Annotated in this window: 15 protein-coding genes; 4 read left to right on the plus strand and 11 right to left on the minus strand. The window is 32.2% G+C overall.

Features of this window, described 5'->3' with window-relative positions; translation table 11 throughout:
• Positions 1-30: 30 nt before the first annotated feature.
• Positions 31-1,854: an asparagine synthase (glutamine-hydrolyzing) gene (gene asnB / locus BUR19_RS14180; RefSeq protein WP_074236103.1), complete on the plus strand. Its 1,824-nt coding sequence runs from the start codon at positions 31-33 to the stop codon at positions 1,852-1,854.
• Here asnB and BUR19_RS14185 read toward each other — a convergent pair.
• From BUR19_RS14185 to BUR19_RS14195, 3 genes are read right to left on the minus strand one after another with little or no spacing between them, the layout of a single operon-like run.
• Complete coding sequence (locus BUR19_RS14185) at positions 1,849-2,967, minus strand: glycosyltransferase family 4 protein (RefSeq protein WP_074236104.1); 1,119 nt, start codon at positions 2,965-2,967, stop codon at positions 1,849-1,851. The genes asnB and BUR19_RS14185 overlap by 6 nt on opposite strands.
• Positions 2,967-3,842 (minus strand): glycosyltransferase family 2 protein, encoded by an 876-nt coding sequence (locus BUR19_RS14190; protein WP_074236105.1) that lies wholly within the window; start codon positions 3,840-3,842, stop codon positions 2,967-2,969. Before BUR19_RS14190 ends, BUR19_RS14185 begins: the two co-directional genes overlap by 1 nt.
• Entirely contained in the window at positions 3,832-4,377 is a 546-nt protein-coding gene (locus BUR19_RS14195; RefSeq protein ID WP_074236106.1) for an acyltransferase, read from the minus strand. Before BUR19_RS14195 ends, BUR19_RS14190 begins: the two co-directional genes overlap by 11 nt.
• A gap of 85 nt (positions 4,378-4,462) precedes the next feature.
• Between BUR19_RS14195 and BUR19_RS14200 the strand changes: the two genes are divergently transcribed.
• The gene (locus BUR19_RS14200; RefSeq protein WP_074236107.1) at positions 4,463-5,458 is read left to right on the plus strand and encodes a glycosyltransferase family 2 protein; all 996 of its coding nucleotides are present in this window, start codon (positions 4,463-4,465) and stop codon (positions 5,456-5,458) included.
• Here the strand turns inward: BUR19_RS14200 and BUR19_RS14205 are convergent, their stop codons facing one another.
• The 7 genes from BUR19_RS14205 to BUR19_RS14235 all read right to left on the minus strand — a co-directional run bounded on the left by BUR19_RS14205 (position 5,459) and on the right by BUR19_RS14235 (position 12,667).
• A complete protein-coding gene (locus BUR19_RS14205; RefSeq protein WP_074236108.1) occupies positions 5,459-6,745 on the minus strand; it encodes a nucleotide sugar dehydrogenase in 1,287 nt (428 codons plus the stop codon).
• Between the two features lie 4 nt (positions 6,746-6,749).
• Complete coding sequence (locus tag BUR19_RS14210; RefSeq protein ID WP_074236109.1) at positions 6,750-7,745, minus strand: SDR family oxidoreductase; 996 nt, start codon at positions 7,743-7,745, stop codon at positions 6,750-6,752.
• 3 nt (positions 7,746-7,748) lie between these two features.
• Positions 7,749-8,429, minus strand: a complete 681-nt coding sequence (locus BUR19_RS14215; protein ID WP_074236502.1) for an NAD-dependent epimerase/dehydratase family protein — start codon at positions 8,427-8,429, stop codon at positions 7,749-7,751.
• Positions 8,430-8,884: 455 nt separating this feature from the next.
• On the minus strand, positions 8,885-10,003 hold the full coding sequence (locus BUR19_RS14220; RefSeq protein WP_074236110.1) for a glycosyltransferase: 1,119 nt from the start codon (positions 10,001-10,003) through the stop codon (positions 8,885-8,887).
• The gene (locus BUR19_RS14225) at positions 10,003-10,896 is read right to left on the minus strand and encodes a hypothetical protein (protein ID WP_074236111.1); all 894 of its coding nucleotides are present in this window, start codon (positions 10,894-10,896) and stop codon (positions 10,003-10,005) included. The genes BUR19_RS14220 and BUR19_RS14225 overlap by 1 nt, the downstream gene beginning before the upstream one ends.
• A 43-nt stretch (positions 10,897-10,939) precedes the next feature.
• Entirely contained in the window at positions 10,940-11,578 is a 639-nt protein-coding gene (locus tag BUR19_RS14230; RefSeq protein ID WP_074236112.1) for an acetyltransferase, read from the minus strand.
• Between the two features lie 3 nt (positions 11,579-11,581).
• Positions 11,582-12,667 carry a DegT/DnrJ/EryC1/StrS family aminotransferase gene (locus BUR19_RS14235; RefSeq protein ID WP_074236113.1) on the minus strand — a complete coding sequence of 362 codons (1,086 nt, stop codon included), beginning with the start codon at positions 12,665-12,667 and terminating at the stop codon, positions 11,582-11,584.
• 141 nt (positions 12,668-12,808) lie between these two features.
• Between BUR19_RS14235 and BUR19_RS14240 the strand changes: the two genes are divergently transcribed.
• Complete coding sequence (locus tag BUR19_RS14240) at positions 12,809-13,669, plus strand: glycosyltransferase family A protein (RefSeq protein WP_074236114.1); 861 nt, start codon at positions 12,809-12,811, stop codon at positions 13,667-13,669.
• Entirely contained in the window at positions 13,666-14,670 is a 1,005-nt protein-coding gene (locus tag BUR19_RS14245; protein WP_074236115.1) for a glycosyltransferase family 2 protein, read from the plus strand. Before BUR19_RS14240 ends, BUR19_RS14245 begins: the two co-directional genes overlap by 4 nt.
• Here BUR19_RS14245 and BUR19_RS14250 read toward each other — a convergent pair.
• Positions 14,667-15,485, minus strand: coding sequence for a glycosyltransferase family 2 protein (locus BUR19_RS14250; RefSeq protein ID WP_074236116.1), 819 nt, complete (start codon positions 15,483-15,485; stop codon positions 14,667-14,669). The genes BUR19_RS14245 and BUR19_RS14250 overlap by 4 nt on opposite strands.
• Positions 15,486-15,519 lie beyond the last annotated feature (34 nt).

A 15,519-nucleotide genomic window follows, 5' to 3' on the forward strand; every position in this document is an offset into this window, starting at 1 on the left:
AATCTTAGATTTGTGTCTTAATATTGCTATATGTGCGGAATTGCAGGGATTGTTAGGAAAAATATTCTTGAAGAAAATTTTTATAAAAAGACTCTGAAAAATATGACCGATTCTATCATCCATCGGGGTCCGGATGATGAAGGTCAAGAGTATTTTCAAAACTGTTTTTTAGGTTTCAGAAGATTAGCTATTGTTGATCTTTCCAAAGATGGTCATCAACCAATGTATTCTAATACAAAGAATGAATGTATTGCCTTCAATGGTGAAATCTACGGCTACCGCGAACTGAAAAAAAATTTATCAGAATATCCTTTTCAAAGCAATACCGATACAGAAGTTATTCTGTCTTTATATCAAAAGCATGGTTCCGAGCTTCCTAAGCATCTCAATGGGATGTTTGCAGTTGCAATCTGGGATGAAAAAAATCAAAAGCTGTTTTGTGCAAGAGACCGTTTTGGAGAAAAGCCTTTTTATTATGCTATTGGAAAGAATGGAGAATTCATTTTTGCTTCTGAAATCAAAGCCATTCTTGCGTCGGGATTGGTTGATGAAGAGCTGAATAGTGAAGCCCTCTATCATTTTTTGAGGCATATGTATGTCGACAGCCAGCAAAGCATCTATAAAAATATCAAAGTTTTACCTCCTGCCCATCAGCTTATTTATAATGACGGAGAAATTAAGATTTCTCAATATTGGAATTTTCCAAATAATGAATTGCAAATCTCCGAAGAAGAGGCTATTGCTAAGTTTAAAAATTTAGTTGAACGTTCTGTTGAAAAACAGTTAGTTGCAGATGTAAAAGTTGGCGCTTTTCTCAGTGGAGGTTTAGATTCTGGAACTTTGGTTGCCCTTTCTTCACAGAAAAATCAAAACTTGATAACGTTAGGCTTTCAATATGAAGGTGATTGGGACGAAATGCCAGATGCAAGAAGTATTGCTGAGAAGTATAAAACGGCTCATAAAGAAGTTGCACTTCAAAATTCTGAAATCTCCACAACTTTGGTTGAAGTTCTTAAAAATATGGATGAACCAATTGCAGATACTGCAATTTTGGCTACCTATACTATCTGCAAAGAGGCGGCAAAAAATATGACTGTTGTAATTACAGGTAACGCCGGGGACGAATTATTTGGTGGTTACGGATGGTATCAAAAAGAAAAAGAAATTCTAGAAAAAGGTAGCGCAAATTCTGCTTTTTTACCAATGTATAAAATCGGTTCTACAATCAGCGGGAAGTTAGGTTTAGAAAAGTCCAGACAATATTTTCTGGATAAAATTTTCAGAGCCAAATTCCCTGATATCGTGGCTTATCAAAAAGGAAAGGTTCATAACAATTTTTCTAAGGAAGAAACCTCATTATTGCTCAAGATCGATTCAGATTATGAGCATCAGTATCCATTTGAACTAGATAAAAATAACCTGAACACCTGCATGAAAATGGATCTTACAAATGTCATCTCCGGAGATTATCTTGTAAAAGATGACCGTATTGCCATGATGCATTCCATCGAACTGCGAACGCCTTTTTTAGATAAAGAATTAGTTGAATTTTGCTCTGCACTTCCTGCAAAATATAAAGTTAATTCCAGTCAAACAAAAATGATATTAAGAAAAGCATTTGGTAACTTATTGACTTCAAATATTCTGAATAAAAAAAAGCAGGGATTCGGAGCTCCAATTGTAGATTGGCTAAAAATCTCTGAAATGGAAAAATTGACAACAGAAATTCTCAAAAATCCATCTTCAAAAATATTTACCAAATTAAATTTTAGTGAAGTTCAGAGGCAGTTGAACTACAATTACAAACATTGGTCGTTATTGGTTTTAGGAATCTGGATGGAGGAGCATTTATAATTTGACTATAGTTCGGATTGCTTTTTCAATTTCTTCGATGTGTTTTTTCATCGAAAAATTTTCGAGAATAAATTGTCTGCCATTTTGCCCAAATTCTTCGATAAGTTCCGGAGAACGCAAAAGTTCTTCCATTCTATTTCCCATTTCTTCCCAGTCATTTTCATCCACAAGATAACCGGTTTTTCCATCGATTACTGTATCAACAATCCCTCCGTGTTTTGTTGAAACTATCGGAAGTCCTGCTGCAGAAGCCTCCAATATTGCTACTGGTGTACCTTCTGCATCCCCAATAGAAGTTGTGACAGAGTGCTGGATAAAGATGGCACTTTTGGAAAGCAAATTAATTTGTTCTTCAGGTGAAATCCAACCTACAAATTCTACTGAATCCTGAATACTCAGTTGATCAACGAGATTTTTTGTGTCTTCAAAAAGTTCACCGTCACCAGCAAAAGTAAGTTTTGCATTAGGGAAGTTTTTTAAAACTTTATGAAATGCTTTAATTGTTGAAAGGGGAGACTTCATCTCTGCAAATCTACCTATCGCAATGAATCTTTTCGATGAATAATCTGGATTGATCTCGAAAAACTCATCTCTAGCACCAAGAGGAGAGAATATAATTTGACTGTCTAAGAAGCCAACATTCTTCAGCTTAGGAATCATATTTTTTGCAACGGGTACAACAATAGATTTATAGTTGGCCAATTTTCTATATTCCTGGTGGTTTTTTTCTACAACTGCATCCTGATGGATTTCATATCCCAAAACATTAGCAACAATAGGAATATTCAATTCCTTACATGCTTCTCTTATTGCTGATCCGGTATTCATAAATTCAGCTAAGACACAATTTACTTTCTCTTTTTGTAGAATCTTCTTGAACCTGTTTTTGATCAACTTATCCAGTTTTGTCTGATTTTTTAGTGATAACAAGGAATACCAATATCTAAGAATTTTTTGTTGTTTCTGAGATGTCCCCATATAAAAATAAGGAATAAAACCTCCGAAAAGCACTATTTTTGCAAAAGGTAAATATTCTATATAATTTCTGCTAAAGGTTCCCATTGGTTTCAATCTCCCGTTTGTTGCAATGGCAATTTTTATTCTCTTATCCATTAGAAAAATTTGCGTTTATAATAAATGAAACTCTCTTTTAATGAAAAAAGGATATTGAAAAAATAGTTTTCTCTTTTCAGCAATTCTTCCAGTTTTTTTTTGTTATTATAGATTTGATTTTCAAGATTATTTAAAACATTATTCCTTTCGGAAAAATATTCTGTTAACAAGAATAACATTTCATTTGTAGTTTCTAGCTGTTTTGTTTTGGAAAGAGATGACTGTATCCCAACACCTTCTCTATAAACTGCAAAAATATTTGGGAAATAAATAATATTACCTTTTTCTGCCAATAGCATCCATAGTGGATAATCACCAATTTTAGAAGTCATTACTGTGGTATCATAGTGAACTAGATTATTTCTAAATACTACACTCGGTGTATTGATATAATTAATCTTTGAAAGGTTTTCTATATTACTAATGGTTACTTCATTTTTACCTTCATGATGAGGTAATATGATTTCTTCATCATTCCTAAGGTATTTCACCCTATGATATGAAAGAGAGATTTCCGGATTTTTTTCTAAAAAATCAACTTGAAACTGTAACTTATTACTATCTATCCAATAGTCATCTCCCTCACATACGGCGATATATTTTCCTTTTGCTTTATTCAAAGAATCTTGAAAATTAAGAATAGGACCAAGGTTTTCTATATGCTTTATATATTTTACAGAAATATTGGCTGGAGCAGATGGAACTATTCTATTAATAATTTCATCGGTATTATCTGGTGAGGCATCATTAGAAATAATCAATTCTACAGGAAAATTGGTTTTTTGCAAAAAAACACCTTCAATTGCTTTGGAAATATAACGTTCTTGGCCATAAGTAATCATTATGACACTAAGCATTGGTGAATTATTTTTCATGGGCAATAGTAGATAACTCGATTATATTTTTGATTATCATATTAGCCGGAATATCTTTATGAATAAGGCAACCTGCACCAATAATACAGTTATCACCAATCGTAACACCTTTCAGAACTGTGACATTACTCCCCAACCAACAGTTCTTACCGATTTTTATAGGAGAAGATTTGAATTTGCGATGTTCAACAACTTTCCCATTATATTCGTGGTTGTGATCGTAGAGTTTTACGCCTTCGCCAAACAAAGTGTTTTCCCCGATTTCTATTCTTTCTATAGCATTAATAGAACAATAATTATTCATAAAAACATTCTCTTCCAGAATAACTGTCGCGTTTTCTCCCAATACAAAATTGCAATAGTTTCTAAGATTAACCCGACTGCCAATCAACAAAGAAGCAGACGGATGAATAGAAAAATGAGAATAATTCCCAATTCTGAATGCGTTCCCAATTTTGGAATTTTTGTTTTTTCGGACGACCTCGAGAGAATTCTCTTTCAGTATTTTAAAAATAATTTTGGAAAATAAGCCCATTGTGTTTCTATTAATGCAAAGATACTGTTATGCCAGATTTTTATTTCTATTTTTGCCTAAATTTAATAAAATTAAAATACACCTGATGAGTCCGCTTGTTACAATCGTAATTCCTGTCTATAAAGTTGAACAATTCATTGAAAGATGTTTGCAGTCGGTTGTTAATCAGACCTACAAAAGTATTGAATGCATCTTGGTGAATGATGTAACACCAGATTCGTCTATGGAAATTGCTGAGAGATTTATTCAGAGAAATCCGGATTATGATTTTATTATTTTCAATCAGCCAACCAACCAAGGTTTATCTATGGCTAGAAATGCGGGAATAGATCTGGCAAAAGGAAAGTATATTTATTTTCTGGATAGTGATGACGAGATCACAGATTATGCGATTGAACATCTTGTAAAGCTTGCAGAAGAAACCAATGCAGAAATGGTTTTGGGACAAAGTGTCTGTATCAATGAAGAAGAAAACTGGAAAAGAAATTATTTCCCAATCGAATCTAAAATAGATATTCTGGAGGGTAACAAAGAAATTGTCTGGAACTTTGTGAAAGGACAATATCCTGTAATGGCTTGTGATAAGCTTGTAAGAATGGATTTTTTAATGAAACATCAATTGTATTTTGTGAAAGATCTCTTTTCTCAGGATGTTCTTTGGAGTTTCCAGAGTATGCTGAAGTTTGAAAAAATTGCGTTCCTTAGAGAGAATACTTATCTATATTATTTCCACGGCGCTTCAATTATTCATAATAGGGGGGAGAAGCATTTTGGGAATTGGATTACGATTGCGTCTTATATGGACAAGGCTTATCGTGAAGAGAAAGATGCTTACAACAAGAAATTAATTTTGGAATATCTGGTTGATTTTAAAGCAACAACTTTACAAATGAATTGGAAAGCGCAGAAAAATGAAAAGCTATGGAAAAGAAGCTACAAAGCTTATAATCAAATGAAATCTTTGAGTGTTACAGATTATTTCTCTTCAAATTATTCTGCAAAACTAAAAAAGCAGGACTTATTTTATCGCCTGCCTTTGTTTGTCGGATATAACTTTTTCCGATGGAGATTTGACCGCTGATTACAGTCTTTTTACGCCATCTTCTTTTGCCAAAATTCCTTTTACATCATAAATAATTCCTTTTTCGGATAGAAGATTTTTGATGTTAAGATCTTCGAATTCTTTATGAGAAACTGCTAAAACTACAGCATCATATTTTTTGAAAGGTGTTTTTGTGGAAGTTTCCAAACCATATTCATGCTTGACTTCTTCCGGATTAGCCCAAGGATCATAAATTGAAACATTGATTCCATAATCCTCAAGATTTTTGACAACATCTACGACCTTTGTGTTTCTAACATCAGGACAATTTTCTTTGAAGGTAAAGCCTAAAACCAAAACATCAGAACCATTAACTTTTAGATCCTGCCTTAGCATTTGCTTCACCGTTTCACTGGCTACGTATTGTCCCATAGAATCATTCATTCTACGTCCAGCTAAAATAATTTCCGGATGATAACCAAATTCCTGAGCTTTCTGAGCCAAATAATAAGGATCTACACCAATACAGTGCCCACCAACTAAACCTGGTTTGAATGGTAAGAAATTCCATTTTGTGCCGGCAGCAGTTAAAACATCGTGCGTATCAATTCCCATCAAGTTGAAAATCTTTGCCAATTCGTTAACGAATGCGATGTTAATATCTCTTTGAGAATTTTCTATCACCTTAGCCGCTTCTGCAACTTTAATCGTTGGCGCCAAATGAGTTCCTGCAATAATCACCGATTTGTAAAGATCATCTACGATTTTTCCGATTTCCGGAGTAGAGCCGGCAGTTACTTTTAATATTTTTTCAACGGTATGAAGTTTATCGCCTGGATTGATTCTTTCCGGTGAATAACCCGCAAAGAAATCAATATTGAATTTCAATCCCGAATTTTTTTCCAACACAGGAATACACTCTTCCTCTGTTACACCAGGATAAACTGTCGATTCATAAATTACAATGTCACCTTTTTTAAGCACTTTAGCAACTGTTTCACTGGCTTTGTAAAGTGGCGTAAGATCCGGACGATTATTTTTGTCAACAGGCGTCGGGACGGTTACAACATAAATGTTAGAATCTGCAATATCTTCAAATTTATTGGAACAGAATAATCCTGTTTCTCCAAAATTTGGATTGTTTGGAACCAATGCAGATTTCAACAAATCATCTTCGACTTCCAACGTATCATCTTTTCCTGCGTTGAGATCTGCAATTCTTTTTTCATTAATATCAAATCCTACAACAGGATATTTTGTAGAAAATAATCTTGCTAAGGGCAGACCTACATAACCAAGACCTATGATTGTAATTTTATGATTCATTGTTTTATTTAAGATTGTTCCAGTACCATTTTACAGCTTCTTTCAAACCTTCTTTCATAGAGTGTTTTGGCTGATATTCTAATAAATTTTTTGCTTTGTCGATACTCGCAAGAGAATGCGGAACATCACCTTTTCTATAATCGCCGTAGATAACTTCTACTTCTGCAATTTTAGGGTCGAAATCGGATAGGTATTCTTTTAGATTACTTACAAGATCATTGAGAGTTGTTCTTTCTCCGAAAGCTGTATTGTAAACTTGATTTACAGATTCTGAGTTGTCGGAAGTTAAAGCCAAAAGATTCATCAAAATAACATTGTCGATGTAAGTAAAATCTCTTGAGTATTCTCCACCGCCGTTGATAACAGGAGATTCGTGATTCATCAATTGCATTACGAATTTTGGAATAACAGCTGCATAAGCGCCGTTTGGATTTTGCTTTCTTCCAAATACATTGAAATATCTCAAACCAATGGTGTCAAAATCATAAGTTCTTTTGAAAACATCAGCATATAATTCGTTGACATATTTTGTAATCGCATAAGGCGACAATGGTTTTCCAATTTTATCTTCAACTTTTGGAAGACTTTCAGAATCGCCATAAGTTGATGAACTTGCAGCATAAACAAATCTTTTAACGTTGGCATCTCTAGCTGCTACAAGCATATTAAGAAATCCACCCACATTCACGTCATTACTTGTAATGGGGTCATTGATTGATCTTGGAACAGAACCAAGCGCTGCTTCGTGCAATACAAAATCCTGGTTTTCACAAGCTTTTTTACAATCTTCCAAATTGCGGATATCGCCTTCAATTAATTTAAAATTCGAATGGTCTTTTATGGATTCCAGATTTTCTCTGAAACCTGTGGAGAAGTTGTCAAGGCAAGTTACATTTGCGCCTAGACTTATAAGTTCTTCACAAAGATTGGAACCAATAAAACCAGCTCCGCCTGTGACTAAAATATTTTTACTATTAAGTTTATCTTTAAAATCGTTCATAGTTTAAGAGTAATATTTCTCTAAGATTCGGCAAAGATAAGATTCTTTGTTATTAAGATTGTTAATTCTAAAATAATCTTCAACATCGGGAATGTTAATATCATAACCAGAGCCGTTTTTGATAAGATTAAGATGAATCTTAGTGTCGTAAAAACGTTCAATGATTTCTAATATTTCAATGATGGTATAATTTTGAACATAAGCCACATTCACTATTTTATTGAACTCTGATTTTTCAATTAATTGAAAAGTAATGTTCTTAATATCTTCTGCATCAACTAAATTTCTTGTTGCTTTTGTATGAACATTAATCGTTTCATTATTATTGATGGAACGGATAAGATAATTCATTAATAAGTTAGGATTACCACCTTTTCCAACGGCATTACTTACTCTTAGAATCAAATATTTTTCGCAGGAACTTTTGATTAATTGTTCCATTTTGAGTTTATGAAGAACATAATCACTTCCTGTTTTGGAGGAATCGTAAACGCTACATGTTGAGAAATAAATGAATAACTTTTTGGGGTATTCCGATATTGTTTTTCTGATGAGGTTTTCTTCTCTCAGAAATTCTTTCGGACGATCTTCTAACGAATTAGAAACTCCAGATGCAAAGAAAATAGTATTCTTATAATCATTTTCTTTGAATAAAGAAGCTATTAGACCGTTGCCTACAATCATTTTGTAAAGTGTTTTTTTTGTTGAATTTGCTTTTAAGCAAGTGATTAAGATTATGATCTTAAGATATTTTGAAAATTTTTCAGAACCTCTCTCCGATAAGTGAATCAAATCTGAAAAGTAAGTTTTGTTATAGCTAAAATATGTAAAATCTATGAAATCAATATTACAATAGTTATATTCATAATACTTTTTAAAAGTTGGGTGTTATAATCTGAAAAATTATTTGCGTTTGAATTTTTGGGAAAATTAGTTAAAATTAATTTTATTTTATTGATCCCCACAAAATTTTACAACCTTAATATGTTTTTTTACAATCTTTGTATTTATTGAATTCTTGCCAGTTGAGTCGCTTAACAATACAATATTATTCTTTTTACTCCTGGCTTTTGTCAGCCAATACAAAGCAAAAACTAGGGGTAAAATATCGCAAAACTAACAGAATTAAATAGCATAAATTAGTCCTCCAACACTTTTTTGATATGCTCAATGGTAACTTTATTATCCATCCATTGCAGATAATCAGATTTAACTCTTGAGGCTAATGACTGCAAAAGTTTACGATTATCATATAGACTGATAATTTGATTTTCTATTTCTCTAATATCACGATTAATGAGAAAGCCGTTTTCAGCATTTTTTATTCCCATCAATGGCAAGCCAACTTTTGTAGATATACTAGGAACTCCGGACAAGCTCGCTTCACCATACATAGATGGGCCGGAATCTGCGTCAGAAGCAATAATAATAAGATCTACATCTTTGTAAAAAGTGAATAGTTCTGTGTATGGACCAGAGAATTTGGTTTTTAATCTGATATCTCTTCCTGTTTTTTTTACATTTTCTATAGCAGGAACAATATATTCTTCAAAACCTTTCATGCTCCTCGTAGGGTTTCCTGTCCAGCCTATAGTTAGAAAATCATTTTTGCCTACATTTTTGTTTTCAACGAAGTTTTCTTGACCATAAATACCGTAAACAAAATCAACTTTATTAGTCAATTTTTTATATCGTGGCAAAAGATTGCCACCACCCACGATGAGTCTATCATAAGGTTTAATATATTTTTTAAAAAATTCTTCCAGATTCAGTAGGTTTCTATCAATATCATTTTTTACATCATTGTTAGGACCTTCGTGAGGAAATTTGTCTGTAAAGATGCCAACAATATTTTTATCAGCAGTAAAAGGGAATTCTGCCATATACTGGAAATAATAAGCCATTTCGACTTTAATATCAAAATTCTTTCTGGTTGTCAATTCTTTTGTAAGATCTGTTTTATATTTATAAACTTTATCATTAATATATCTCGGATAATAATATTTTGCACTTTTGTGAATGAAGTGCACAGATTCATTTTTATTGAGAAATTTAAAAAACCATAACTTAATAAGACTTTTAATATTATAAGTTATTCGGAATATTAAGCTTTTAGAATTATTTTTTTTGATGGAATAATCATCATCATAAGCTATAAAACAGTCATAATCTTTTAGTAAAAAAGGCAGCCAGGCTTTTATCATAAACTCGTATGCCCAATCTGGTCTGTCCGCAATGAAAAGCAATGTTTTTTTCATTATTGTAATCTTACATTATAAAATTGAGCAACGGAAGGATGGCCAACATGAAGTATAACCTCATTTCCTAAGCCTTCATTACCACGACAAACACAAAATTCTTTTGGAAGTAAATATGGATAGTTGCCAGTTTTCCATGCTGCTTTCCACATCACAATTGATGCACGAGAAGGTTCCTTTTCCATTATTTCACAACAATTTTGATAAAATATTTTTCCCACTTCTGATTTTTTAGAAAGAGTCATCGGCGTAATATTACTAGTTGTTCCAAAACCTTTACTTTCATCAGTTATAGGAATTGTATCAAGAGATGTTTCGATTTCAAAATTCATACTCTGGGCGGAACTGTTTGGAACACAGAAGCCAAATTTCTCTGTCAGATAAATCAGGCTGTAAACATTGTCATTCAAAACATACATATCAGAATCAATGGAAATTGCAATATCAGCTTCTGATTCCAGCATCCCTTTGAATTTGTAATAATCTGCCAAATGATAAAAATGTCTTTTCAGATTTTTTTTATCCTGCAGAACAGGATTTTCAATTTTTTTCAGATTGATACCTTCTATTTTCAAATCAAAATCTGAGTAAACCGTATATTTTGCATTAGGAAAATATTTTTTCAATGTGCTGAGACTTGGGTCTAATCTTAATTGCTGACTGAGATCTGCACCACCTGCGTTCACTCTTTCTTCATTAAACTCACTAAAAATGAATTCAATTGATAATCCTGATAAAAATTGATTTAGTTTTTCATCATTGATTTTGAATGGTTTGAGGTTTGTCAAATTTTTCTCAGAAAAGTTTTGTTTTGGCAACTCTTTTTGGGTTTTCTTTCTTCCCAACAAAACAGCAGTCGCTTCTCTTACTCTCCATATTAATGTTCCTAGCATTTGTAGATTTTAAAAAATAATTCAATTTCCATAATAGGAAATACTAACTTTCAACACTCTTTTTAATTTTTGCAGGTACCCCGGCAGCCATCGAATTTTCCGGAACGTTATTTCTGACAACCGCTCCGGAAGCTATAACCGAATAATCTCCAATCTCCACATCAGGAAAAATAATAGCGCCAGCTCCAATTTTTACAAACTTTCCAATTTTACATCTCCCTAACAAAGTTGCGCCAGGAGAAATTTCACAAAACTCTCCAATCGTCACATCGTGAGTAATGATAGAATTATAGTAAACAATGGTTCCTCTTCCAATTTGTACATCATTGGAAATTCTTACACCTCCTAAAATATTAGAACCATCTCCAATTTCAACACCGAAGCTTCCTATTTCTGCAAAATTACTAATAGATGATATCAATGTTCCGCCAAGATTTTGGAATTTTTCAGTCAGTTGATATCGTAATTGGGGATTTCCAATTCCTATAACAAATTCAGTTGAGGTTTTTTCAAAAAGTTCTTTAGCTTCTTGTTCGCTTTTCAAAACTTTAAATTGATTGTAAAGAAAATCAGGAATATCCGAGGATACATCATCATAGAAATGTAAGTTTTCTGTTTCATCTTTTTGATGAAAAATCTCCAAAACTTCTTTGGCGAAACCTTTTGCTCCTACAATCAACATATTTTAATTGTTTTGAATTCTTAGCATCAACCTAGAAATCATATCTACTTCCTCCAAAGTCAAATCGACATAAAGCGGAAGACAAAGCACACGTTTTGCAATATCTTCTGTAATTGGCAGATTGCTTTCAGATTTTACATAAGGTAAAGAATTGGCAAGCGAAGGATAAAAATATCGTCTTGTATAAATCTCATGGAGCTTAAGATGTTCAATGATTTTCAACATCAGTTCTTCACTCTCAAAAACGATGGGGTAGTAAGAGAAATTATTTTCAGAATCAGAATGCCAAACAGGTCTTACAGCTTTTAGATTATGTAATTTTTCATCATATCTTTCTGTAATTTCCTTTCTTTTTTTATGAATAGAGTCAATGTATTTCAAATTTGCCAATCCCATTGCAGCATGAAATTCTGAGTTTTTTCCGTTAAGTCCAAGTTCTGCAAAATTCTCAGGCCCGTCAAATCCAAAATTTCTAATATATGCTAGTTTTTTTAGTAACTCGGGATTTTTTGTAATGACTAATCCACCTTCTATTGAGTGGTAAAGTTTGGTTGCATGAAGAGAACAAGTGGAAATATCGCCGTATTCAAAAATAGATTTTCCATTGATTTCTACTCCAAAAGCGTGCGCCGCATCATAAATCACTTTCAAGTTATTTTTCTTTGCTATTTCCTCAATCTTCACAACATCGCAAGGATTTCCATAAACGTGTGTTGCTAAAATTGCTGAAGTTTTATCAGTAATTGCAGCTTCAATCTTATCCGCATCAATATTTAATGAATCTTGGTTAATATCGACAAAAACAGGCTGGCAGTTTTCCCAAACAATAGAACTTGTAGTCGCAACAAAAGAAAAAGGTGTTGTGATAATTTCTCCTTTCAGGTTCAATGCTTTGATAGCCATTTGTATAGCAACTGTTCCATTAGTCACAAATAGTAAATGACTGACTTTCAAAAATTCCTTTAGTTTCAGTTCGAGGTCATTGGCAAGCGGACCCATATTGGTAAGCCATTGTCTTTTCCAAATCCCTTCCAAATAATATTGATAAACTTGTTGGGGCGGTAAAAATGGTTTCGTTACTGGAATCATTGTGCTTTAAAATAAAAAATAGTTTAAATATTTATGTAAAAGTACAAAGATATTTGTCTGTTTGAAACAAATAATCCTTCAAATTTTATTATTTGATAAAGTATTTTTTTGTGTTTCTTAAATATTAATAAATTTGTAGAAATGAAAACGTTTTTAACCATTTTTACTCCTACTTATAACAGAGCTTATATTCTTCCAAAATTATATGAAAGTTTAAAGACTCAGACCAATAAAAATTTTGTTTGGCACATTGTAGATGATGGTTCTTCCGATGAAACAAAAATGTTGGTACAAAATTTCCAAAATGAAGATCAGATAGAGATACAATATTTTTTTCAGGAAAATATGGGGAAACATTTTGCAGTTAATCAGGGGCTGAAAAAAACAGAAACTGAATTTTTCTGCGTTATTGATAGTGATGATTATTTAGCTGAAAATGCGGTTGAAGAGATGGAATCACTTTCTCATAAAATAAAAAAAAATGATCAAATTGCTGGCTTTACTTTCATAAGGTTTTCTGAAAAAATAAATTATGATAAAGCAAAATATGGAAAGAATGAGTGGATCTCTTCTAGGAGAATAAATTATGAATGGGAATTTCCTGGTGAAATGATATTTTGCATCAAAACAAATGTTCACCAACAATTCTATTTCCCCGAATTTGAAGGTGAAAAGTTCTGCCCAGAATCATTAATTCTCAGGAGAATAGAAAGGCAATTTAAAATATTAGTAACAGATAAAGTTCTGGCTTTTGGTGATTATCTTGAAGATGGCTTAATGAACAACTACTATCAACTTCTTCTGAAAAGCCCCAAAAGTTCTCTACTGAATATCAAAGAACGTTTTCAAGATGAAATATCTCCAGAAGAAAAGTCCAATCTTGTAAAAACCTACTGGGATATTGCCTCAAAAACCAAGCAGCCATTTTTCACGAAGTTTTTTGGTATCAATCCTTTTCTTATTTTAAATTTTCTGATCAATAAAAAGCTAAAACATCAATGAAAAAAATATCTATTGTTATTCCTGTCTACAACGCTGAAGATTATATTCTTAGATGTCTGGATTCTATTAAAAATCAGAGCTACAAAAATTTTGAAATTATTCTTGTTAATGACAGAAGTTCTGATAATACATTAGATGTTTTGAATCGTTATAAGCTTATAAACAACGATTTAGATGTAAAAATATTTACAAATGAGAAAAACTCAGGTCCCAGTATTAGCAGAAATTTGGGAATCGAAATGTCAACAGGAGAATACCTGTTTTTTATAGATGCTGATGATGATTTGGTAGATTCTACCGCATTAGAAAGTCTTATTAATAAAACATACGATAAACCCGATATTGTAATGGGGGGAAATAATTTTTTTGTAGATGGTAAGTTGACAGTTAGCAACTATCACACGCTTAAAAATAAAAAAGAAACTTATATAAATAATGAAATTCTAAATGGTTTTTTCTCAACAGAATGGGCTTCTGTTGTTTGGAACAAATTATATGATATTCAGTTTGTAAAAAAAAACCATCTGAGATTTGCGGAAAGATTACTCCATGAGGACGAGTTATGGGTTTTTCAGGCATCTGCACTTGCGCAAAAAGTCAATTTTGTAAATAAAAAGACTTACAATTATTATTATTCTAATAAAGGTTCTATTACTGCAAATGTTGGTATCAAAAACCTGAATGATTATAAAGCAATTTTAAAAGAAAAACTAAAATTTTCCGAGGAGTACGATTTATATGATATTAATAATCAAACACAAAATTATGTCAAGAATTTTGCAAAAAGAATTTTATTAGCAAAAGTAGCATTGCTGGATTATAAAACCTTCCGAAGTTTTTATTCCGATCTTAAAGAAGATTTCAAAAACTATTTTCCTGCAAAAGAAGAGTTTAGTTTAAATTCTTTATTGGCATACTATCTTTATAAAATGAAGTTTGATAAGGACTTCTTCTTGTATGGTAAATTTCCAAAATATATCAATCCGCTTTTGAAAATCTAATCGATATATTTTCTCTCGTAATTTCTTTTGCGATAAATCAAATTGTAGATTTTGTCTTTGAAATTTCTCAGCATTGTTCCTGGTTTTCCGTTGTAGAATTTAGAGTATTCATCAAAATATTTTGCCATATTCTGGATTTCCTCAGAAACATTTTCGGCCAGATATTTTTTCTGCTCACTGAAACTCAAATCCGTATTGGTATTGCTGATTCCAGTTTTTTCGAAGATACTTATAAACTCGTTAATATACTTTTGAGAAATATTATGATGAATAAAAATATCCATCATAAAAGTCCAGTCAGAAGCAATTCTATTACCCTCATCATACATCCCATATTTTTCGAAAAGTTCTTTTTTGAAAAAAGCCGACTGATGGCAGATTGGTTCTTTCAAGAGTGACCCAACAGTTATTCGGGACGGTATTCTATATTCATATTTTTTACGGTTTTCCAGCTCATAATAAGCATTTCCGTAAATAATATCTTCGTTATTAAAATGAGGTACTATTTTTTCTAAAATTTCCGTTGAAGAAAAACGGTCACCACTATTCATAAAAATCAAATAATCTCCTTTTGAGTTGGTAATTCCTTTGTTCATTGCGTTATAAATTCCTTTGTCAGGTTCGCTGATCCAGAAATTAATTTGAGACGAATACGACTCTAATAATTCTTTGCTTCCATCATTAGAATTACCATCAATTATAACAAATTCAAAATCTTTCCAGGTTTGCGAAATGATACTTTTAATCGTTTCTTCCAAACCAGATTTGTTGTTATAAGCTACAGTTATGATAGAAATCAGAGGTTGATTTTGCATAGAATTATTATGAATATTTATAGAGACGGAGAGA

The sequence above is a fragment of the Epilithonimonas zeae genome (genome assembly GCF_900141765.1).
Lineage (GTDB): Bacteria > Bacteroidota > Bacteroidia > Flavobacteriales > Weeksellaceae > Epilithonimonas > Epilithonimonas zeae.